This window comes from Pseudomonas sp. HLG18, assembly GCF_051903985.1.
Lineage (GTDB): Bacteria > Pseudomonadota > Gammaproteobacteria > Pseudomonadales > Pseudomonadaceae > Aquipseudomonas > Aquipseudomonas fluorescens_BT.
In genome coordinates, this window is the sequence record NZ_CP195831.1 from 3,044,810 (window position 1) to 3,065,243 (window position 20,434).

At 53.8% G+C, this 20,434-nt stretch carries 23 protein-coding genes and 1 pseudogene; 12 read left to right on the forward strand and 12 right to left on the reverse strand.

Annotated elements, in window-relative coordinates; all coding sequences use genetic code 11:
• Positions 1 to 114: 114 nt before the first annotated feature.
• Positions 115 to 336, forward strand: a pseudogene (locus ACSPX5_RS13950) (LysR substrate-binding domain-containing protein); the annotation flags it as partial.
• A gap of 55 nt (positions 337 to 391) precedes the next feature.
• On the opposite strand, the gene ACSPX5_RS13955 reads toward ACSPX5_RS13950, so the two are convergent.
• The 4 genes from ACSPX5_RS13955 to ACSPX5_RS13970 form a co-directional block, all read right to left on the reverse strand.
• Complete coding sequence (locus ACSPX5_RS13955) at positions 392 to 913, reverse strand: hypothetical protein (RefSeq protein WP_439821942.1); 522 nt, start codon at positions 911 to 913, stop codon at positions 392 to 394.
• Complete coding sequence (locus tag ACSPX5_RS13960) at positions 913 to 1,641, reverse strand: alpha/beta hydrolase (RefSeq protein ID WP_439821943.1); 729 nt, start codon at positions 1,639 to 1,641, stop codon at positions 913 to 915. Before ACSPX5_RS13960 ends, ACSPX5_RS13955 begins: the two co-directional genes overlap by 1 nt.
• A gap of 3 nt (positions 1,642 to 1,644) precedes the next feature.
• Positions 1,645 to 2,142, reverse strand: coding sequence for a PAAR domain-containing protein (locus ACSPX5_RS13965; RefSeq protein WP_439822032.1), 498 nt, complete (start codon positions 2,140 to 2,142; stop codon positions 1,645 to 1,647).
• Between the two features lie 137 nt (positions 2,143 to 2,279).
• Positions 2,280 to 2,945 (reverse strand): ribonuclease T2, encoded by a 666-nt coding sequence (locus ACSPX5_RS13970; RefSeq protein ID WP_439821944.1) that lies wholly within the window; start codon positions 2,943 to 2,945, stop codon positions 2,280 to 2,282.
• A gap of 165 nt (positions 2,946 to 3,110) precedes the next feature.
• Between ACSPX5_RS13970 and ACSPX5_RS13975 the strand changes: the two genes are divergently transcribed.
• The 6 genes from ACSPX5_RS13975 to ACSPX5_RS14000 all read left to right on the forward strand — a co-directional run bounded on the left by ACSPX5_RS13975 (position 3,111) and on the right by ACSPX5_RS14000 (position 8,379).
• Positions 3,111 to 3,593, forward strand: a complete 483-nt coding sequence (locus tag ACSPX5_RS13975; RefSeq protein ID WP_169431117.1) for a hypothetical protein — start codon at positions 3,111 to 3,113, stop codon at positions 3,591 to 3,593.
• Positions 3,594 to 3,688: 95 nt separating this feature from the next.
• A complete protein-coding gene (locus ACSPX5_RS13980) occupies positions 3,689 to 5,392 on the forward strand; it encodes a copper resistance system multicopper oxidase (protein ID WP_439821945.1) in 1,704 nt (567 codons plus the stop codon).
• Positions 5,393 to 5,403: 11 nt separating this feature from the next.
• Complete coding sequence (locus ACSPX5_RS13985; RefSeq protein WP_439821946.1) at positions 5,404 to 6,261, forward strand: copper resistance protein B; 858 nt, start codon at positions 5,404 to 5,406, stop codon at positions 6,259 to 6,261.
• 31 nt (positions 6,262 to 6,292) lie between these two features.
• On the forward strand, positions 6,293 to 6,667 hold the full coding sequence (gene copC, locus ACSPX5_RS13990; protein ID WP_169431120.1) for a copper homeostasis periplasmic binding protein CopC: 375 nt from the start codon (positions 6,293 to 6,295) through the stop codon (positions 6,665 to 6,667).
• Between the two features lie 3 nt (positions 6,668 to 6,670).
• A complete protein-coding gene (gene copD, locus ACSPX5_RS13995) occupies positions 6,671 to 7,534 on the forward strand; it encodes a copper homeostasis membrane protein CopD (protein WP_439821947.1) in 864 nt (287 codons plus the stop codon).
• A 59-nt stretch (positions 7,535 to 7,593) separates the two neighbouring features.
• Complete coding sequence (locus ACSPX5_RS14000; protein WP_207866956.1) at positions 7,594 to 8,379, forward strand: transporter substrate-binding domain-containing protein; 786 nt, start codon at positions 7,594 to 7,596, stop codon at positions 8,377 to 8,379.
• Positions 8,380 to 8,427: 48 nt separating this feature from the next.
• Here ACSPX5_RS14000 and ACSPX5_RS14005 read toward each other — a convergent pair whose 3' ends face one another.
• The 3 genes from ACSPX5_RS14005 to ACSPX5_RS14015 form a co-directional block, all read right to left on the reverse strand.
• Complete coding sequence (locus tag ACSPX5_RS14005; RefSeq protein WP_096822039.1) at positions 8,428 to 8,643, reverse strand: hypothetical protein; 216 nt, start codon at positions 8,641 to 8,643, stop codon at positions 8,428 to 8,430.
• A gap of 111 nt (positions 8,644 to 8,754) precedes the next feature.
• On the reverse strand, positions 8,755 to 9,453 hold the full coding sequence (locus tag ACSPX5_RS14010; RefSeq protein ID WP_439821948.1) for a hypothetical protein: 699 nt from the start codon (positions 9,451 to 9,453) through the stop codon (positions 8,755 to 8,757).
• 108 nt (positions 9,454 to 9,561) lie between these two features.
• Positions 9,562 to 9,924, reverse strand: coding sequence for a DUF6124 family protein (locus tag ACSPX5_RS14015; RefSeq protein ID WP_169431124.1), 363 nt, complete (start codon positions 9,922 to 9,924; stop codon positions 9,562 to 9,564).
• A gap of 581 nt (positions 9,925 to 10,505) precedes the next feature.
• On the opposite strand from ACSPX5_RS14015, the gene ACSPX5_RS14020 reads away from it, so the two are divergent.
• Complete coding sequence (locus tag ACSPX5_RS14020) at positions 10,506 to 11,228, forward strand: hypothetical protein (protein ID WP_439821949.1); 723 nt, start codon at positions 10,506 to 10,508, stop codon at positions 11,226 to 11,228.
• Between the two features lie 371 nt (positions 11,229 to 11,599).
• Entirely contained in the window at positions 11,600 to 11,962 is a 363-nt protein-coding gene (locus tag ACSPX5_RS14025) for a hypothetical protein (protein ID WP_439821950.1), read from the forward strand.
• A gap of 110 nt (positions 11,963 to 12,072) precedes the next feature.
• On the opposite strand, the gene ACSPX5_RS14030 is transcribed toward ACSPX5_RS14025, so the two are convergent.
• From ACSPX5_RS14030 to ACSPX5_RS14045, 4 genes are all read right to left on the reverse strand, one after another.
• A complete protein-coding gene (locus ACSPX5_RS14030; RefSeq protein ID WP_439821951.1) occupies positions 12,073 to 12,948 on the reverse strand; it encodes a hypothetical protein in 876 nt (291 codons plus the stop codon).
• 313 nt (positions 12,949 to 13,261) lie between these two features.
• Positions 13,262 to 14,023, reverse strand: coding sequence for a hypothetical protein (locus tag ACSPX5_RS14035; RefSeq protein ID WP_439821952.1), 762 nt, complete (start codon positions 14,021 to 14,023; stop codon positions 13,262 to 13,264).
• A 260-nt stretch (positions 14,024 to 14,283) separates the two neighbouring features.
• Positions 14,284 to 15,672 carry a KAP family P-loop NTPase fold protein gene (locus tag ACSPX5_RS14040; RefSeq protein ID WP_439821953.1) on the reverse strand — a complete coding sequence of 463 codons (1,389 nt, stop codon included), beginning with the start codon at positions 15,670 to 15,672 and terminating at the stop codon, positions 14,284 to 14,286.
• Positions 15,673 to 15,821: 149 nt separating this feature from the next.
• Entirely contained in the window at positions 15,822 to 16,481 is a 660-nt protein-coding gene (locus ACSPX5_RS14045; protein ID WP_439821954.1) for a hypothetical protein, read from the reverse strand.
• A gap of 171 nt (positions 16,482 to 16,652) precedes the next feature.
• Here ACSPX5_RS14045 and dusA point away from each other — a divergent pair, with 171 nt between their 5' ends.
• Together dusA and ACSPX5_RS14055 are read left to right on the forward strand one after the other, a co-directional pair.
• Positions 16,653 to 17,648, forward strand: coding sequence for a tRNA dihydrouridine(20/20a) synthase DusA (gene dusA / locus ACSPX5_RS14050; protein ID WP_439821955.1), 996 nt, complete (start codon positions 16,653 to 16,655; stop codon positions 17,646 to 17,648).
• Positions 17,649 to 17,723: 75 nt separating this feature from the next.
• Positions 17,724 to 18,104, forward strand: coding sequence for a DUF2388 domain-containing protein (locus ACSPX5_RS14055; protein ID WP_439821956.1), 381 nt, complete (start codon positions 17,724 to 17,726; stop codon positions 18,102 to 18,104).
• Here the strand turns inward: ACSPX5_RS14055 and ACSPX5_RS14060 are convergent, their stop codons facing one another.
• The gene (locus tag ACSPX5_RS14060; protein ID WP_207866932.1) at positions 18,105 to 18,935 is read right to left on the reverse strand and encodes an undecaprenyl-diphosphate phosphatase; all 831 of its coding nucleotides are present in this window, start codon (positions 18,933 to 18,935) and stop codon (positions 18,105 to 18,107) included.
• Between the two features lie 507 nt (positions 18,936 to 19,442).
• Between ACSPX5_RS14060 and ACSPX5_RS14065 the strand changes: the two genes are divergently transcribed.
• A complete protein-coding gene (locus ACSPX5_RS14065) occupies positions 19,443 to 20,183 on the forward strand; it encodes a winged helix-turn-helix domain-containing protein (RefSeq protein ID WP_439821957.1) in 741 nt (246 codons plus the stop codon).
• Positions 20,184 to 20,434: the final 251 nt, after the last annotated feature.

Consider the following 20,434-nt stretch of genomic DNA (forward strand, 5'->3'; position numbering starts at 1 on the left):
TGTACGGGGCAACCAAGTGCCTTCGAGACATCCCGACCCCGTTGATATCGGCGCGCAGTGGAAATGGATGACCTGCGCGGCGATTTATTTTTGCCTGCCCGTTTTCCTCGCCTTCACCCGTGGCCGGAGCGACTGGTGTGGGTCAAAGGTGCTGAGTTCGATTCTTCCAATGGTGTATTGCCGCTGGCGCTGTTTCCCCAGGGCTGCCTGTACCGGCAACGAGCGATTCGCCTGCTCGACGTGGCGCAACGCCCATGGCGTGTGGCTTTCGGCAGCCACAGTCTGACCGGCATTCAAGCGGCGGTCGCCTCAGGGCTTGGGTTTTCGGTGCTGCCGGCGTTGAGTGGGTTGCAGCGGGGGGATTGGCTTGATCCCCCGATTGACGCGGAGCTCAGGGCTTGTTGACTTCGCGCAGCAGGTCTGCGACCGGGAGGTTCATGGTGTTTGAGTAGTAGGGCTTGTAGCCGTAAGCGGTAACGACGACTTTGCAGGGGATTTGTTGTTTGCCTGAGAGGAGTTGGTTCAGCTCGCTCGTTGGCAAGTGCCTTTGTGAACTACGGTTGTTATACGTTTCAACTAGAAACGCGTTAGTAATGTACGAAAAACTGCCATCTCGCCCTTTACCTTTGTCAGACTCAACCAAACCAACTGCAGAAAACCGGATCGCTTTATCAACCGAGAAATCCGTATCATCCGCCAAAGCGCACTCAAGACTTCCAGAAGCCATCCCGACTCTTTCTCCTCGGCCAAAAAGATCCAGAACATCAATATCAGATCTATACCTGATATCGTAAAGCAACGATCCACTTTTCCTGTCGATAGATAGGAAGCTTAGAGTGGCGGGAGGCTTTAAATGATCTTTAGCACATCCCGCACAGGCGACCAAAAATACGCAAAGTATAAATTTATGCATTAAGAAAACTCTTCCATGATCGAATCATACAAAAGGTCGCTCGCTGATTTTGTTCCAGCTATCGGTGCGTTAAACAGCCACAGTGCATTTGCATGATTTGTGTCGACGCTCACGTTTAGTGAGGGGCCGCAGGACACCAGCCATTTCTCACCAAAGTCTGCCACGCCGTCTGATGGGTCTCTTTGACTGGGTGCCGCTTTGATGTTGATCCAATCGGCGGAGACAGGTTCAGGACGCTCGCGATATATATCAGAGCCCAACCAGACCAAAGCGCCCTCTCCCACGGGATCCAGGGTAATCAACATCTGAATCCGGTAGCCCCACTCCGACATGATTTTTGTCAAATGCGCACCGTTCCATCCCCCGAGGCTATGACCCACAACATAGACAGGGCAAGTTTTGTACGGGACAAGGCTTAAAACATGCCTCTGAATATCCTTTTTCCCTCTGACTTCGTTGTACCCCAGCCACTCCGATCTATATTTCCCCTCTTTCGCTAGTTTTTCGGTTCGTTTATCAAAGCGCTGTTGAGCCCCTTGGATATTTCTATAGGGTCCAGAAAAATAGTAACGCTCCTTATCCCCAGCACCTCCCACAAAAAACACAACCGCCTTGGTACTTTCCACCGGAACAGCCTTCACACTGACGTCCTTCTTGTCCGTCAGCGTATGTTCCTTGTGCAGCTTGTAATTGTTGCCTTTCTCGCACGTAACCGTTTCCGCACCCATGCCTCATTCCTCCAGAAACAGTTTGATGGATTCCGGAAGATGCGAACTGATGGTGTGGGTAAAACCGGCGGCGTCAGACACGCCGTGCTCCATCCGACCGTCCGCGCGCTGAATCATGTACGGATGATTCGGCATCGGTTCGCCGGTCGTGTCATTCACCAACTGCAACTTGTCTGTGAAGTGCACCGGCATTGGCAACAGGCCGCTGAAGGGTGCATTCGTCACGGTATCGCCAATGATGACCGTGCCGGATCCACCAATGACCACATTCCCGTGACCACCGGTGCTGTCCAGGGTGGCGGCGTTCAGACCATTGATGAAAACCGTCGAGGAAACGCCACCGGTAATCGGGCTGCCGCACGCCGACTTGTCCGTCATACGCGCAGCGGGCAGCCCGTCGAAATTCACGTTCGGCGAACCACTGACAATCGGGTTGGTGCCATGTCCCGGCAACGGGCAAGCCGTCGGGTCGGTCACTCGGGCAGCGGGTTTTCCGCTTATGAAAAGCTCCTTGCGGTGTCGCGTCATCATCCATTGGCGCGCAAGCATGAACAAAGTCGCGGCGTTGTTCAAACCCGCATGCAAAAAAACAGGCGCCTGAAAAGGCGCCTGTTTTCTATGGACGGTATCCGCTCCGGTCAACGCGATGGCGGTACTCGAATATCCCCCGCCCGGCACTGGGTTTTCACGCCCTTGCCGCATGCACCGAATTGCAGGTCCTTGCCCATGCACACCCGTACCTCCGAGAGTTCCGGGCCGTTGCAGATGACGGCGATGCCGTCTGACGGGATGCCCGGATTGCTCCTGCGGAACAGGTCGGCAATTTCCTGTGCTTCGAAGTAATACGAGCTGCTGAACGGTTGCAGCTCTTGCGGGATGTTCACCGCGGCCACGGCTTTGTCCGCTTCGTCCAGATAGCCCATCGCGCCGAGGCCGCTGCAGGTGCCGTGCTTGCTCCATTCGTGATCGAGGAGTTTTTTGGTCGGGAACAGCGTCAGGCCTTTGGCCGTTTCGGCGGCCGACAGGTTGGTCAAGGGCGGGCAGGATTGCGGCCAGCCGCCCTTGGTGTATTGCGGCCACAGGCCATGCAGGACAAAACCGTAACCCTTGCCGGTGCACTGAGGGTCGTCCTTGTGGGTCAGGCAGAACGTCGGCGACCAGGACAGTGTCAGCAGGTAGTAATCGAACACCCCCGCCACCGATTCCGTCGGTGCCTTGTTGGCGTGTGACTGGCGCGCCGAACTCAGGCCAATGCTACCGACCGTCAGCGCAATCAGCGCCATAATTGTAAAAAGCTTTTTCATGTTCCCGTTCCTTGGGACGCGTGCGTCCGTGGTTTCTGTGGTCCGACCATCACCTGGCCAGACGCTGATTGAGTCATGCCCGTGTTGCAAGCACATGACGCAGGGCAAAACCTGCATTACTTTGAAAGGACTACGATGACAGTGAAATCACCACAGGGAACCGACATGAGTAAAGCAGACGAACTCGCCGCGAAACTCAAACAGACACGGCACACCCATGCTGACGAAATCACCTGCGCCGAACTGGAAATCGATTGCTGGCCGGCTCAGGTCTACGCCTTGTATCACCGAATCGAAGGCTGGTTGCAACCGGTCACCGAGGTCGGCCTGAAGATTCGGCGCAATCCTACCCATGTTTGCGAAAGTTCGCCGGATGGCGAGACCCACGACTACGCCATCGACCAGTTGATCATCGAAGCCAACCACCACAGTCTTACGTTCGATCCCATCGCCCGTTTCACCGAAGACGGCGCCGGGCGTGTGCAGATCAACCTGCCGGGCCGGGAAGCGTCGCTGCTGCGTACGGTCGACGAACACGGCGAAAGCCATTGGTGGTTGCAGACCCTTGAGACCGGGCAACAGCTGGATGCCATTGCGCTGACGGAAAACAACTTGTTGTCGGTGGTCCAGGAAGGATTAGGTTTGTAGGTCGAACCTGACACAACTGTAATCCGCGCCTCAGCCAGCTGAAAGCTGCCGCTGGTTAGCCTCCCCGTCATTGGTCAAACGGGGACTTCCAGCGCATGCCTTCCACCACCTCAAGACGCACCTTCGTCAAAGGCCTCGCCGCCGGCAGTCTGCTCGGCGGCCTCGGCCTGTGGCGCACACCGGTCTGGGCCTTGAACAGCCCCGGCCAGGTGAACGAGTTAAGCGGCACAGACTTCGAGCTGTTCATCGGCGAAACTCCAGTCAACTTCACCGGCCGGCCCCGCACCGCCATGACCATCAACGGCAGCCTGCCCGGCCCGCTGCTGCGCTGGCGCGAGGGCGATACGGTGACGCTGCGGGTGCGCAACCGGCTCAAGGACAGCACGTCGATCCACTGGCACGGCATCCTGCTGCCGGCCAACATGGACGGCGTGCCCGGCCTGAGTTTCAAGGGCATCGAGCCGGGTGGCGTGTACGTTTACCAGTTCAAGGTTCGCCAGCACGGCACCTACTGGTATCACAGCCATTCCGGGTTGCAGGAACAGGCCGGCGTCTACGGACCGCTGGTGATCGACGCCCGGGAGCCGGAGCCGTTCCAGTACGACCGCGAACATGTGGTGATGCTCAGCGACTGGACCGACGAAGACCCGGCCAGCCTGATGAAGACCCTGAAAAAACAGTCCGACTACTACAACTTCCACAAGCGCACCGTCGGCGATTTCATCCATGACGTCGGCGAAAAAGGCTGGGGCGCCACCGTTGCCGATCGCACGATGTGGGCGCAGATGAAGATGAATCCCACCGACATCGCCGATGTCAGCGGCGCCACGTACACCTTCCTGATGAACGGCCACGCCCCGGATGACAACTGGACCGGCCTGTTCCGGCCCGGCGAAAAGCTGCGGTTGCGGCTGATCAACGGCTCGGCCATGACCTACTTCGACGTGCGCATCCCGGGATTGAAAATGACCGTGGTCGCCGCCGATGGCCTGCACGTCAAACCGGTGACCGTCGATGAACTGCGCATCGCCGTGGCGGAAACCTATGACGTGATCGTCGAGCCCGCCGCCGATGCCTACACCCTGTTCGCCCAGGCCATGGACCGCACCGGTTACGCCCGTGGCACCCTCGCCGCCCGCGCCGGCTTGTCGGCCCCGGTGCCGGCGCTGGACCCGCGCCCGCTGGTGACCATGGACGACATGGGCATGGGTGGAATGAATCATGGTTCGATGGACATGAGTGGCATGGATCACTCCAGCATGAACATGGGCCCGATGCAGTCGCACCCCGACAGCGAAAAGGACAATCCATTGGTGGACATGCAAGCCATGAGCACCGCGCCGAAACTCGACGACCCCGGCCTCGGCCTGCGCAACAACGGGCGCCGCGTGCTGACCTACGCCGACCTGCGCAGCACTTTCGAAGACCCAGACGGCCGCGACCCGGGCCGCACCGTCGAACTGCACCTGACCGGCCACATGGAGAAATTCGCCTGGTCGTTCAACGGCATCAAGTTCTCCGACGCCGAGCCGCTGCGCTTGAAGTACGGCGAGCGGATCCGCCTGGTGCTGGTCAACGACACAATGATGACCCACCCCATCCACCTGCACGGCATGTGGAGCGATCTGGAAGATGAAAACGGCGACTTCCAGGTACGCAAACACACTATCGACATGCCGCCCGGCACACGCCGCACTTACCGCGTGACCGCCGATGCGCTCGGCCGTTGGGCCTATCACTGCCATCTCCTGTACCACATGGAAATGGGCATGTTCCGCGAAGTGCGGGTGGAAGAATGAGGACGCCGACCATGACTCGATTTGCCGCGTTTTCGTTGTCGCTCCTGTCGATGTCTTCGGCGTTCGCCGCCAGCGATATGCAGGGCATGGACCACAGCCAGATGGGCGATATGCAAAGCATGGACGACGGCATGATGCAGCCCGCCGCACCGACCGAAAGCCGCACGCCGATCCCGGTTCTGACCGACGCCGACCGTGCCGCCGTGTTCACCAGCCACGGTGGCCACCAGGTGCACGACAGCGCGATCAACACTTACTTGCTCGCCGACAAACTCGAATGGCAGAACGCCGACGACGCCAGCACGCTGGCCTGGGATTTGTCCGGCTGGATCGGCGGTGACACCGATCGCCTGTGGCTGCGCTCCGAGGGCGAACGCAGCAACGGCAAGACCGAAGACGCGGAAATCCAGGCGCTGTGGGGCCACGCGATTTCGCCGTGGTGGGACGTGGTCAGCGGCGTGCGTCAGGACTTCAAGCCCGGCGCCCCGCAAACCTGGGCCGCGTTCGGTCTGCAAGGCATGGCGCTGTACAACTTCGAAGCCGAAGCCACGGCGTTCCTCGGCGAAAACGGCCAGAGCGCGGTGCGGCTGGAGGGCGACTACGACATCCTGCTGACCAATCGCCTGATCCTGCAGCCGACCGCAGAACTCAACGTCTACGGCAAAAACGATCCGCAACGCGGGATCGGCTCGGGTCTCGCGAACACCGAAGCCGGATTGCGCCTGCGCTATGAAATCCGCCGTGAATTTGCGCCGTACATCGGCGTGACCTGGAACCGCACCTACGGCAACACCGCCGATTACGCACGGGAAGAAGGCGAGGATCGCAGCGAAGCGCGACTCGTCCTCGGCGTGCGGATGTGGTTCTGAATCCCTTCAAAAAACAACACAGAGGTCTTGCATGCGCACATTGAAATTCACCCTCGTTCTCGCCGGCGGTCTGCTCTTGAGCACCCTGGCCCAGGCTCATCCGAAACTGCTGTCGTCGACCCCGGCCGAAGGTGCCGACGGTGCGGCGCCCGGCAAGATCGAACTGCGTTTTTCGGAGGATCTGCTGACCCAGTTTTCCGGCGCCAAACTGGTGATGACCGAAATGCCCGGCATGGCTCATTCGCCGATGCCGATGAAAGCCAGGGTCAGCGCCGGCAGCGACCCGAAAACCATGCTCGTCACCCCGCTCGCACCTCTGCCGGCCGGCACCTACAAGGTCGAATGGCGCGCGGTGTCGTCGGACACGCACCCGATCACCGGCAACGTCACGTTCAAAGTGAAGTGATCGATGACCGACCTGATCAACATCCTGCTGCGGATGGCGTTGTACGTGGATTTGCTGCTGTTGTTCGGGGTGGCGTTGTTTGGGTTGTACAACACTGACGCGACGCTGCGGTTTCGGCCGATGTTGCGCGGGACGGCGTTGATCGGGGCATTGCTGTCAGTGGCGGGACTGGTGCTGATGACCCGCACCATGAGTGGCGAAACGGAATTCGCCGCGCTGTGGCCGCATCTGCAAATGATGCTGTTTGAAACCGATGTCGGGACGGCATGGGCGGTGCGGATGGTTGCGCTGAGCATCGTGATGCTCTGGCCGGGGTTGTGGCTGGCGTCGATCGCCGGTGCTCTCGCCCTCGCCTCTCTGGCCTGGAGCGGGCACGGCGCGATGGATGGCGCCTGGCACCTGCTCAGCGACATCCTGCACCTGCTCGCGGCGGGTGCATGGATGGGCGCGATGTTGGCGCTGATCTTGATGTCGCGGCTCGATGCGCTGTTCTGCGAAGCGCGTATTCGTTCGCTGGCCGGTGCCGTCAAACGTTTCGAAGGCGTGGGCGCGGCGATCGTGGTCGTCCTCTCGGTGACCGGCGTGCTGAACTACCTGTTCATCGTCGGCCCGACACTGGACGAGGTCTTGCTCCGCACCTACGGGATGCTGCTGGCGATCAAAGTTGTGCTGTTCGCCGGCATGCTGGTTTTAGCGGCGTTGAACCGCTTTCACCTCGGCCCGCTGCTGGAGCAAACGTTGCGCGACGGTCAACACCCAGTGGCGGCCAATGCGCTGCGGCGCAGTGTTGCAGTGGAGCTGGGCATCGCGCTGTTGATCGTGGTGCTGGTGGCGTGGCTGGGCACACTCGGGCCGGACGCGGGATGACACCCGGCAACCCCTTTCACTACACTGGCCCCCACTCCCACTGCACAAGCCCGATCTCCATGACAATTCAAAAAAGCACGATGATCTTTTGCAGCCTGCTGGCCATGGCGAGCGCTGCTCAGGCACAAGAGCCGGTTTCGCACCTGGACACCATCCAGCAACAAGGCCAGTTGCGCGTCTGCACCACCGGCGACTACAAACCCTACACTTTCAAGCGCACGGACGGCGGGTTCGAAGGCATCGACATCGCCATGGCCCAATCCCTGGCCGACAGCCTCGGCGTCAAGATCGAGTGGGTGCAGACCACCTGGAAAACCCTGATGCCGGACATGCAGGCCGGCAAGTGCGACATCGGCATGGGCGGGATCTCGGTGACGCTGGAACGGCAGAAAAAGGCCTACTTCAGCAACACCCTCGACGTCGACGGCAAGATCCCGCTGGTGCGCTGCGCCGACCAGTCCAAGTACCAGACCGTCGAGCAGATCAACCAACCGAACGTGCGTCTGGTCGAACCCGCCGGCGGCACCAACGAAGCCTTCGTCCACGCCTTCCTGCCCAAGGCGCAACTGGCCTTGCATGACAACGTGACGATCTTCGAACAACTGCTCGACAACAAGGCCGACGTGATGATCACCGACGCCTCCGAAGCGCGGTATCAGCAGAAACAGAAACCCGGTTTGTGCGCGGTCAACCCGGAGCAGTTCATGCAGTACGGGGAGAAGGCCTACTTGCTGCCGCGTGATGACATGAGCTGGAAGCTGTATGTCGATCAGTGGCTGCACCTGAGCAAGGTGACCGGGAAATATCAGAAGGTCATTGGCGAGTGGCTGGCAGGGCCGCAGTAAAACGCTTCAAGACGAAAAAAGGGCGCCCCGATGGGCGCCCTTTTCTATTCAATCGTCATGCAACATGCCAGAGCTGTACTGGTTGAGACTGGCACCAATACCGGTGCCGCCGAACTTCAGCGTATTGGCGCTGGCGCGCCCTTCCGGCGACTGGCAATCGGAAGAAAAACAACTGGTGGTGGTCAACCCACCGGAGCCCGAACAGGCACTCAATACCGAGACAGCTGCAGCGATCAACAGCACTTTGACGACATTGGCACGCATGGTCGGGCTCCCCTTGGATGAAACGATCTTATCGCTGCATCCTAGGCGCCCCCGCGTGCCGATAACATGAAACTTTCGCCATCGACAGCGCGGGTTCAGGAAGAACGGTGATTACTCGTTCAGATCCTTCACCAGATAGGTCCCCACAATCTGCGAAACACCGGTCAACGCCTCACGGACCAGCTCCGGTTCGGTGCGATAACGCAGCGGCTCGTAACCATAAGTGTTGGCACCGTTGAACGCGGTAATCGGCTCATTGCGCTGCCAGATCAACTCTTCGCCACGCTTCAACGAACCGTTCACCACAATCGTCGGGTACACCACGCTGCTGAAACCCTGCGTCAGCGCAAACCCCCAATTGACCACGGTCAACTTGATCTCCGCATCGGCCGGCTCATTCTCGGCAACCACCTTGAAACGACCGGTCGCCGCCAGTTGATCCTCGAAACCCTTCTTCACCAACTTGCCCAGGTCGATATCGGCCGTCGCCATGTTGTACTGAATCGCCTCGACCGTGGACATCGACGCCAGATCCCCCGCTTTCAACCCCGCCGCAAACCCGGCCCCACTGAGCGCCGCCGTCCCCAACTTCCCGGCATGGGACGCCATGCCAACACCCGCGCCGACACCGGCCCCCAACGCCGCACCCCAGGCCTGCTCTCGGCCCATGTAGGTCATTTCCTTGTTGCTCCAGGTCACCGGGAGAATCTTCACCGTGTGGATCTGCGTGCGGTATTCGGGTTTGAACTTCTGATTGGAACAGCCTGCGAGCAACAGGACGGCGAACATCACGACAACTAGTTTTTTCATAAACGACTCAAAACGCGGAATGGAATGCGTAAGTTGTCGTCCATGTTGGGGAAATCTGAAGAAACACAGCCCTCCCGTGGCGGCGTTCGCCACGGGAGGTGTTTGCACTTACGACTTCGGCTCGACGTGATCCAGCGCCTGATTCACCGCCAGCCCCGCAACCATCACCACCTGCGCGATGCCCAGCGCCGTTTTGCGGTGCGAGGGTTCCAGAATGGCGGCGAAGTTGCTGAGCATTTCACTGGCGGAATCGAGGGACTCGCTGGCGTTGGCCAACAGCGATTCGCTGGTGTAGGCGGGGTTCGCCAGGAACATGGGGTCGTGTTCGGTGTGGCTGCCCATGATGCGTTGTTGCGGGGTGAGGTAATGGTCGAGGGCGCGTTCGGCGGCTTCGTTGAGTTTTTTGGAATCTGGGAATTGATAAGGTGAAACCGGATCGGTTTCGGGTGGGTTGGGTGTTGGTTTGAACATGGATGAATCCTCTAGCGCGATTACCAAAAGGAACCATCACCCTTCGCTACCAAACGTTGGGTGGCGGCCATACGCGGGTTGGTAGACCGGTCGCACTAGAACCCGGCGCCCACGAATGGGCCCCACGCATGACCACCATGAAATCCGAGCCCTGAAAAGGACTGCACACGGTGACGCCATGAATCTAGACACGAAGCGGGCTACCAAACCCGATCACTGGTTTTCAGTGACCCGAGAACGATAAAAGCCCCGGTCTAGACGTACAAGCCGGCGGATTCTGTCTTAGGTGTAGGGGGTGGCGCAAGGATGTGTAGGGTTTGGATTACGAGAGAATGAGTCATTTAAACGAGTGGTTTCTTAGGTTTGAAAACAATGTGAAAACAATGGGGACAGATTTATTTACCACCTAGAAGTCAAAAACAAACCAATCCGTCCCTTTTGTCCGGACAAAACGCCGTGCTGGAGCTGACCGTTTAAAAAAGGCTTCACATATGCAATCCGTCTGGACCTTCCCTTCCACCCTCATGTTTTTTCATAGGCCGTCGATACCCTGCTAATTCAGACGTTAAAGGAATGACGACATGCCCCTTTCAATCAATTCTGTATTTATCCGACCATCAACCGCTCAGTTGAGCCAAACCAGCCAGCCATTGACCACCAAATCCCTCAGTGAAAACTTGCTGAAAACCACGGTCAACATCAATCCGGCTGCAATTTACCATCCAAACAATGAACCCCCCGCGCCGAGCCCGGAAACGGAATCGATCGAGAGCATGATCGCGCGCACCCAGTCGCCGGATTACCCGCAAATTGCCGAAGGGCACAAAAGCGCCCATCAATCGCTGAAACTCTCTTTCGAGGAGTTCCAATCAGCGTTGGCTCACAGCGATCCGGATCTCGCCGACAAGAAATTTGGCTTCACCATAGAAGCGGATGGCAGCCTCAAGGTTCTCGACAGTTCACGCCAGCTCAGCGCTTCCGACATGGATCGGCTGAACGAGCTGTTGAATGCTTCCAGTGAATTGAAATCGGCAGCGAGCAGCTACCGCGACGCCTCCATCGCCCTGGTGGCCGCCGACGCTCCGTGGGGTGGTAACTTTACGGGCGGGTATATTCTGAACAAGGACAACTTCGCCAACACAATCGATCTGGGTGCCCTATTCCTTAAAAAAGGGACAACCCCAAACGCTGATACCCTGAACGGTTTCTTCTCCTCCCAGTTGTGGAGCAAGGGCGCGCGAATGACGCATGAAACAGTCACCCAGATGCCCGTAGGCGCCAATAAGGTCGACGTGACGGTTTGACTGGCAAGTTCTTGGAACTCACGCTACTTCACAGCGCGGGAAACAATGGGGACATATTTATTTATCTCAAAAAATGAGCAAACAAATCTGTCCCCTTCCTATTGCCAGCAAGGCGCGTTACACGCCAAAGCGTCAAACTTAAAAAGATTCGACCGGTTTTTTGGCCTGTTCAATAAGCTTGTTCTCGTCAAGTTTCAACCAATAACGGGGACAGATTTATTTACCACCTAGAAATCTAAAACAAATAAATCTGTCCCCCTTCCCCCCCCGGAAGAATAAAGTTTGCTGCTAAAGTTGCATTAGCTGGTGGATATTTTGCGTTTGGTGAGTGGTTCAGAACAAATGTAAACCACGAAAAGCTCAGAGCTCTTATGGAGTTCAACCCCACGTCTAAAAAGAATGATTTTTCGGGACTCGGACTAAAAGTATACGACGAGTTTACGTCAGCTAATGAAAAGGACTTAGAACAATACGCACTTGATAAATCATTCTGCGAGATAGTGCAAGAATCGTGTGTCTATTTTATTCCCGGCCCAAAAAATCTAGGCATAATTGTGGGCATCCTGGGCCAGTACGTTGCAACTCTAAATGTTCCTGCGAATACGATCGACTTTCCATTTACAGAACCTTATGATCTTGGGCACGCCATAGTAACCGAGTCTGGCGAGGCAAAACGCATATCTTATCGTGAGTTAGCGAAAATGGCATATGAGCGCATGCCATCCGCGAACTGACTAACACAACAATGGGGACAGATTTATTAATTGTTATTTTTTGGCTCATTTCAGCTGCCCTAACAAAACAAATAAATCTGTCCCCTTTCAGTATTAAACAAGCAATATTTTTATAAAGGTTCGCTGCGAGCCAGAAACTCCTGTTCGGTCTCCATGAGACTTCTTATCTGCCGGATGACCACAAACTCCAAAATAGCGGGAAGCCCTCGATCATCCATATCACCCTCAGCAATCGCTAAACCTACTTCAGGAGAATTCGACCCCAAAAACGTGCACATCCAATCCAGGCTCTCAAGAGCCTCATCACGGTAGAAGTCTCCATACAAGGTATGGAAAAAATAAACAACAGAGTCGACATTCTCACTCAAGAGAGGCCATAGATAGATATCATCTTCCTTAGACTCAAGATCTTTGCCAACTATCGCCCCCCAGCCGCTATATGAAACAAGTAGATCCTTGGGCTTCATAGTTATAATTAGAGATGCATGTTCACCTGGCATCCGGCTCAATTTAAAATTGAGCAAAGGCAAACCACAGTGCGTAGTGTAGTTTCTTAGCTTATATAAAAATCTATAAGAAAAACACTCATCAAACTCCAAATTCAACAACTTTTCATAATTTGAAAACTCAGCAGAGTCTTGGCCATACAAGCGAATTATTTTTGCCTTGAAGTGATCCACAAAAATACGTGTAGTATTTAAATATTCAAGAAGTAAGGCGCCGGGCTCAAACGAATAATCAACAAGGGCCTCTTGATTCAACTCCGCATTAGACCTGATTGTCTCCACGCTATTTTTCATAAATTTCTTGAAAGCTTCAAAAGCTCTGACCACCAAGCGAAGCAGCTCATGATCCTTACTAAAATTTCGAATAATCGCAGAATGCCTGCGATACAGCTCATACTCCTCCGCACCCAGATCACGAACAAATTTCGTCCTCATCCCAGCAGCTAAAACCAGCTTACGCTCTATAGATAAATCAGCCATGAAGCTTTACTCCCTGTTTTTCCATGATCACAAAGATCATAAACACACTACATTGGCAATTAGTGTTTCGCTTCGCCCCCCATAAAAAGTCAAATAAAACCATCCTGACGGGCGGAGTAAATGTAGTCAGGTGAGGCAGGACAGCAGTAAAAATCGTCTCTACCTCGCGCCTACCTAAGAGAAAAATTACAGAAAAACCTGACAGATTTATTTATCGTATAAAAATAAGAAACAATGGGGACAGATTTATTTATGATTTACTTATTACCCACCACTCTAAAAAAATAAATAAATTTATCCCCTTTCAGTTCTCTCAGCCGCCAAGTGCCCTTTTGTACTCAGGGACTGAAGCCAATACTTGATAAAGCTGTATATACATTATATTAATGCCTAGCTCAGCCTCCAAAGAGCGTCGTTTAAGCTCTGCATCCATAGGAAACTCACGAGCAATGATAACTGCAGAAGCCAATCGGCCTGGCACCTTCGGCAGATTAGAGACAGATGCCACAATTTTACGAATTTCAGAACTCGAAACAGCTCCGACCTTTGACTGCACGTACAGAATTTCGTCTTCCGAGGTAGCCACTACATCAACCTTCGCTGCATCCAATTCAGAGTCAGCAATTTTGGTTTTATATTTTAACTTTTCGAAGTAATCACATATCGCATGTTCCGCCAACTTACCCTTCGCGGCCTGCTGCCTTCCTATAACCTTCGTTATCGTTTTATGGATCTCATTTAAATCCCCACGAGTAGCTCTCTGATAAGACCTTTCCTCCTCGCCGACAACATCAGAGTAATACCCTATCTCTTCGCCGAGGTAAACCGAGACAATAAAATCCTCTCGCTCATAGTTAACCAACTCATCATCAAGCTTAGATATCAGCTTCCCCAACACCTCCGAATCCAGCTCATTTTCAATAATCAAAGTACCATGAGCAACGCGGCGCTCAAAATGCAGCTCAAGAAAACCTATACGACTTTTAGAGTCACTTCCCTTTCTTCGCCCCCAGACGACATAGCTTTCGCTTGACTCGGTTCGTGCTAGTCGTACATACGAGAAATCAAGATCCATTGCTCACCTAAAAATTAAAAAGAAAAAATGGGGACGGATTTATTTACCACTTAGAACAAATAAATCTGCCCCCCCTTTTTTGGCATTTGATTTATTATCATTTCCCTCCACAACCTTTTCAATAAAGTCGGGAATCATCCGCTTAACAATTGGAACCTATTTATTTATCTAAAAAACCAAAGAATACCCTTCTCTCTACTCACCACCTTATTAGTAGCTTTCGAAAAAACAAATCTGTCCTCTTTCGCTGCAAAACAACGTTAGTTAAGACGATGGGCAAGCTCCACCACATCTTTGTATATTTTCAATCTTTCCCGCTCAGGCGCATTAATACCTTTGTAATAAACGGTATTTCGCCAGGAGGTCAAGTTCCGCATCTGCTGGAGATCTTGGCTATTTGCATTAAGTATTGTCAAATAAAAGTCTGCCATATCCTTAATATTTGAAAGCTCGCTAGTAAACGAGAACGTTACACCTACAGCTTTTTCATTGAGCCTCTGTATGGCGACATGGCCTTTATCAGCGCTCCACAGATCAGCGTATTCTGCTGCCTTTGAGGACTTAAAAAAGATCAAATATGCCAGCCAAAAAAAGTGAATTTCACCACCAATAGTATCCGCCGCACTCTTTATCTGCTTTAGGTAATTAGTCAACTCTCTCAGCTCCACCCCAAAATACTTGACTAACCCGACAAGTATCAATCCATTTTCTGTAAAACCTTCAAGCTCAGTTACCACTGTATTTCTTTGGGGATGCACTGGAACTTCAGAAAAATACATACCATGAACTTGCCCCGTAACATTAACACCCAAAGTGACTGATTTTATTTCTGGAAGATAGCCATAAACAAAATTAAAAATATTGCTATTATCTAAATTGAATTCAGCATCAAAAAACCTATTCAAATATCTTTCTGATGAAAAACCTTGACCATAGACTGCCCGTATAGAATGAGCCAACTGCTTTGAGTCTGAGGCAATGACAAAGCGACAGTCTTCCAATTCAAAAAAGTGCTTTATTCTTTCCAAAAGTTCAATTGCATAAGTAGGGCGACAACGATCCAACTCATCAATAAAAATAAAAGCAGGCTTACTTAAGTTATTATTTTCCGCCGCCTGTTCCAGACGCTTTATTACTGCCGCCTTAAATTCCTCAACATGCCTTGATGTTTTTGATTGATCATTAATTAAGGAAGCGACCAAGTCCTTTACTGAATCGGCAGCATTTTCCCCTCCTTCCTCACCTAACAAATCATCAAAATCCACACCAACAAACTTCTTGATCAATCCTTTGGCAATTAATGGCACCGCCTTACGTAAAACATCTGAACCAACGTCAACAGCACGACGCCCCGCCTCAGTTGCTGTAACATCAAGATTATCTTTTATTTGTTGTTCGATACATGTTATCAACGCGACTAATGGATCTGCAGCGTAGTCAGTTTCCCAAGCATTAAATAAAACACAGACGTGCTCCTTGCCAAGATCGGCCTTCCATCTTTCCAAAAAAAAACTCTTACCAGAACCCCAAGGAGAATTAACATTTAGAACTTTCACGTGAGGATTAGCCAGAATATAGGTCGTTAAGAACTCACTACTTGGTTTTCGCCCCATAAAATCGTCAGCCCAAACGTCTTTGATCTTTGACATAGTTACTCCTCCAAATATCATTTGTGAGTACTGTTGATCCATTCAAGGATCACCCTTTCAGAGCTGCCCGGGCACGGCACGCAGGAAACGGGGGCAGATTTATCTACCGCCCACAGATCAAAAAAACTACCTCATTTGTTTCTAACCTATCAAAATTCTTCAATAGGTTTCTTTGCCTCAGCCAAAATCTTATTCGCCTCTAAACGCGGAAACGTAAACCGAATAAGCAATCCCGCATCCGCACCCTGCCCCGCAAGCACCAGCTCAGCAGACCGCGTATTTTCAGGCGCAGCAGCCAATGCGCTAACTGCATTTGGCTGCCCTTTGGCATTGACCCCTTCAAGGAAGGTATAGGTCAAATTCCCCCCCGTCAGACCAACTTGTTCAAAGTTAGTGATCTTCGCCGAAAACTCTTCTCTACTTTTTGCCTTTCGAGTGGTATCAACCAAATCCAAAACCGATTTATCGTCACTCATGGAAACCAGCGTGAATGACTTGGAAAGCCCCGCAACGGCCTTAACGTATAAGTTCTGATCAAACGGGCTTATCAACGAAACCATCATCAGCTTGTCACCCGAGAAGATCAGCGCAACGGTGAATTTTTCTTCCAGGAAATCCACATCGTCGATGCATCTTGCGGTTCCGCCGACGTCTTCGGAGCAGTCGTAGTAACCGGCCGCTTCGGTGAATTTTGCGAGTGGGGTCTGGTAGACGTAGTTCTTGAACAGCTTTTCTTCGGCGAAAGCCCCTTGGGCGGAGGCAAGCAGGGTGCCGGCGACGAGAACAGATGATGCGAGTTTTTTCAGCATGGGATCCCTTCCTCACTCTTATTGATAGCCCGATGCTATCAGTCCATTTCGTGGCTGTCTCGCCTAATCCCACACATGATGAGGTTGTATTTCCGCCGGATATCACTGAGCCCGACCGGTCATTCCTGATAAACTCCCCCACCTCCCAGCCACACCGATTCCGTACCCCCAATGCCCCCAATCTCCGCCACACCCGCCCCACTCTCCCGCCGTTTCTCCGTCGCGCCGATGATGGATTGGACTGACCGCCATTGCCGGTACTTCCTACGCATCCTGTCGAAAAACGCCCTGCTCTACACCGAAATGGTCACCACCGGCGCGCTGCTCAACGGCGATCACGAACGTTTCCTCCGTCACAACGAAGCCGAGCACCCGTTGGCTCTGCAACTGGGCGGAAGTGTTCCGCTGGACCTGGCCGCGTGCGCACGCATGGCGCAGGAGCACGGTTACGACGAGGTGAATCTGAACGTTGGCTGCCCGAGTGATCGGGTGCAGAACAATATGATCGGTGCGTGCCTGATGGGGCATCCGCAGTTGGTGGCGGATTGTGTGAAGGCGATGCGTGATGCGGTGTCGATTCCGGTGACGGTGAAGCATCGGATCGGGATCAATGGGCGGGACAGCTACGAAGAGCTGTGTGATTTCGTCGGCACGGTGCGGGATGCCGGGTGCACCAGTTTTACGGTGCATGCGCGGATTGCGATTCTGGAGGGGTTGTCGCCGAAGGAGAACCGTGACATTCCGCCGCTGCGTTATGACGTGGCGGCGCGGTTGAAGGCGGATTTTCCGGAGCTGGAGTTCATTCTGAACGGCGGGATCAAGACGATGGAGGCCTGCCATGAGCACTTGCAGACCTTTGACGGTGTGATGCTGGGCCGTGAGGCTTATCACAATCCTTACTTGCTGGCCGAGGTGGATCAGCAGTTGTTCGGCAGTTCGGCGCCGGTGATCACCCGGGCCGAGGCCTTGGCGCAGCTGCGACCTTATATTGCCGCGCATCTGGCGACTGGCGGGGCGATGCATCACATCACGCGCCATGTACTGGGCCTGGGCACCGGGTTCCCGGGGGCGCGCAAGTTTCGGCAGTTGTTGTCGGTGGATATTCACAAGGCCAAGGATCCGCTGGCGTTGCTGGATCAGGCGGCGGAGTTGCTGGCGGGTCGTTGATCGATGCGTTGAGCGTGCGGGCAACGAATGAGCGTTGCCCGGTGTTTTGTTGTACTGACAGGATGTCTTTTGGTTATGCCCGCCTTCAGCCGCGTTTTATTCAAGCGTTTCACCCTCCTCGCTTTACTCTCGACTCTCTATGCCAACGCCTACGCCTCCTGCGATTTCGCGAAGGGATGCGGTGAGGGGGGAGATGACCCCTTTCAATCGACCCAGATGTCTGGATTTCTGTTTTTCACGACGACGATGGTCACGGTCGACGGGATGTCGGACATTTCCGGACTGAAAAAACGTGTGTATTCGGTAGAGGAAATAGAAGCGGCACGTTATTTCCTCGCCAGCGACGGCATGCTGCAAGCCGCGTATTTCAGCTCGGCCTTGCAGCGTTTTCGTCAGGAATTGCCTGATACGGAGTTGAGTGACCTCACCATCGCCGCGCTGATCAGCAGTCAGTGATCAGGCCGCCGCTTCTGTCCAGTTCACCCAGCCAAACATCCACGTCGCCAGGATCAGCAAACCAAACGCGATCCGGTACCAGGCGAATGCGGCGTAGCTGTGGTTCGCAATGAACTTGAGCAAGCCGCGTACGGCGATCATCGCGAACACGAATGCGGTGACGAAGCCCAGGGCGAAGACCGGCAGATCGCCTGCCTGAAACAGGTCGCGGTACTTGTAGCCGGAATACACCGCCGCACCGACCATGGTCGGCATTGCCAGGAAGAACGAGAATTCCGTGGCAGCCTTGCGCGACAGACCGAACAGCAGACCGCCGATAATGGTGGAGCCGGAGCGCGAGGTGCCGGGAATCATCGCCAGGCACTGTACGCAACCGATCTTCAGCGCGTCGGACCAGACCATGTCGTCGACATGTTCGACACTCACCACGTGTTTGCGCCGTTCGGCCCACAACATCACGATACCGCCCACCACCAGTGCGACCGCCACGGTGATCGGGTTGAACAGGTAATGATGAATGGCGTCGGCGAATAACACGCCGAGAATCACTGCCGGAAAGAATGCGATCAGCAGATTAACGGTGAATCGTTGTGCATTGCGTTGGGTCGGCAGGCCTTTGACGATCTCGAAGATCTTCGGACGGAACTCCCAGACCACGGCCAGAATGGCGCCCAGTTGAATAATAATGTTGAACGCCATGGCGCGTTCGCCACCGAAATCGAGTAAGTCGGCAACGATAATCTGGTGGCCCGTACTGGAGATGGGCAAGAACTCGGTGAGACCTTCTACCGCCCCTAAAACCAACACCTTGAACAAGGTCAGTAAATCCATTAATCCTCCGTCAGAACGCTCTTGAAGAGCGCCCGGTCAACTGCACTCAGGCATTGGGTATCTGAAATTAAACAATTGGCAGATCAACGCCCCTTGCCCGATTCGGTGACGGAGAATAGGTCTTATCAAAAGACACACTCAAGCCATGTTAATAATCGTCCGTCTGTGAACTTGTTCACTTAGTGGCAAAAATAACCTTCACCCCTTAAAATGTGACCCACCTCACACTCCCCCTGATTCTGGCGACGAACCATACTGGCCATAGGACATAAAAATCGGTCGCCATAATTACAAAATAGTGGCACCATTGCACATCGCCACTATCTAACGACGTTCGTTTCGTTAGTTCAGCACTCCGAGAAAATCAACTAAAAGCTTGAAAAGCTTAATTATTGTTAAAAAACTCGGGAGCCACGTCTAAAAATCGCGCGAATGTTACCAATTGTCAGTCACAGATGAGAACCGGTGCTTTAACATCCCGATGTCCGCACTTTTTCGAGTCAAGGCATGATGCTTACAGGGAACTTAGCGACTAGAAGCTCGCACCAGACAAACGACGCGCCAGGTGTTCTTGCCCTGGCGCGTACCCGTGCTGTGGCCGAACACTTCAAAACGCTAATCGCCCAGCATGTGCAGTCCGGCCTGGCACTGGAAGCCGACTCTTTCACTAGTTCATATCAGCCAAACGAATATCAAGGCGCCTATCGCGCCATTTTCATCGTCATCGATACTCCGCAAGCACTGGAAGACAATCTGGCGCTGGTAGAGAACCTGCGCACCGAGAACTTGAAGCCAATCATTTGTGCGGTGATTACCGGTCGCGGCGCCCATAACAAGATCAAATACCATCTTGCCGGCGCAGACTTCTGTATCAAGCTCAATACCCTTTCCGAAGAAGGTGGCGAGTTGCTGGGGCATTTCTTCAGCAGTGAAGAATGGCTGCGTGACATTGATCTGATACTGGACCCGACCCGTATCTGCCTCTCCGACACCAGCAAGAAACTGGACATTTCCTTTGCCGAGATGAAGATCCTGGAAGCGTTCTCGCAAACCAGCAATCACATTCTCAGCCATGACGAAATTGCCGGCATCATGGGGCTCAACACGCATTTCTACGACCCTCGCGCGCTGGAAAAATCCATCAGCCGCTTGCGTGGGAAAATCAAGGACGTGTACGGTACGAACGCCATACAGAGCATTCGCGGGTATGGCTACCGTCTGATGAGGGGGTTGATCTCAACCGCCTGAATCAGGGAAATCACCATTGCAGCATACGAGGGAACGTCTGATGCAACGCTTCAACAATCCACGGTCTCACCGCTTTATTTGCAATATCCATCCAATAAAAAGCTGTCAATTGAATGAGCGCTGCAACACTTAAACATAACAATAAATCATTACTCTAAAAGCAGACCCAGTGGAACTTGTCGCGGGCCATAATTGGGCCCAGACCCTGCCTGTCGATTATTCCGAGCGCGTTATAACTCGTCTGCCGATTA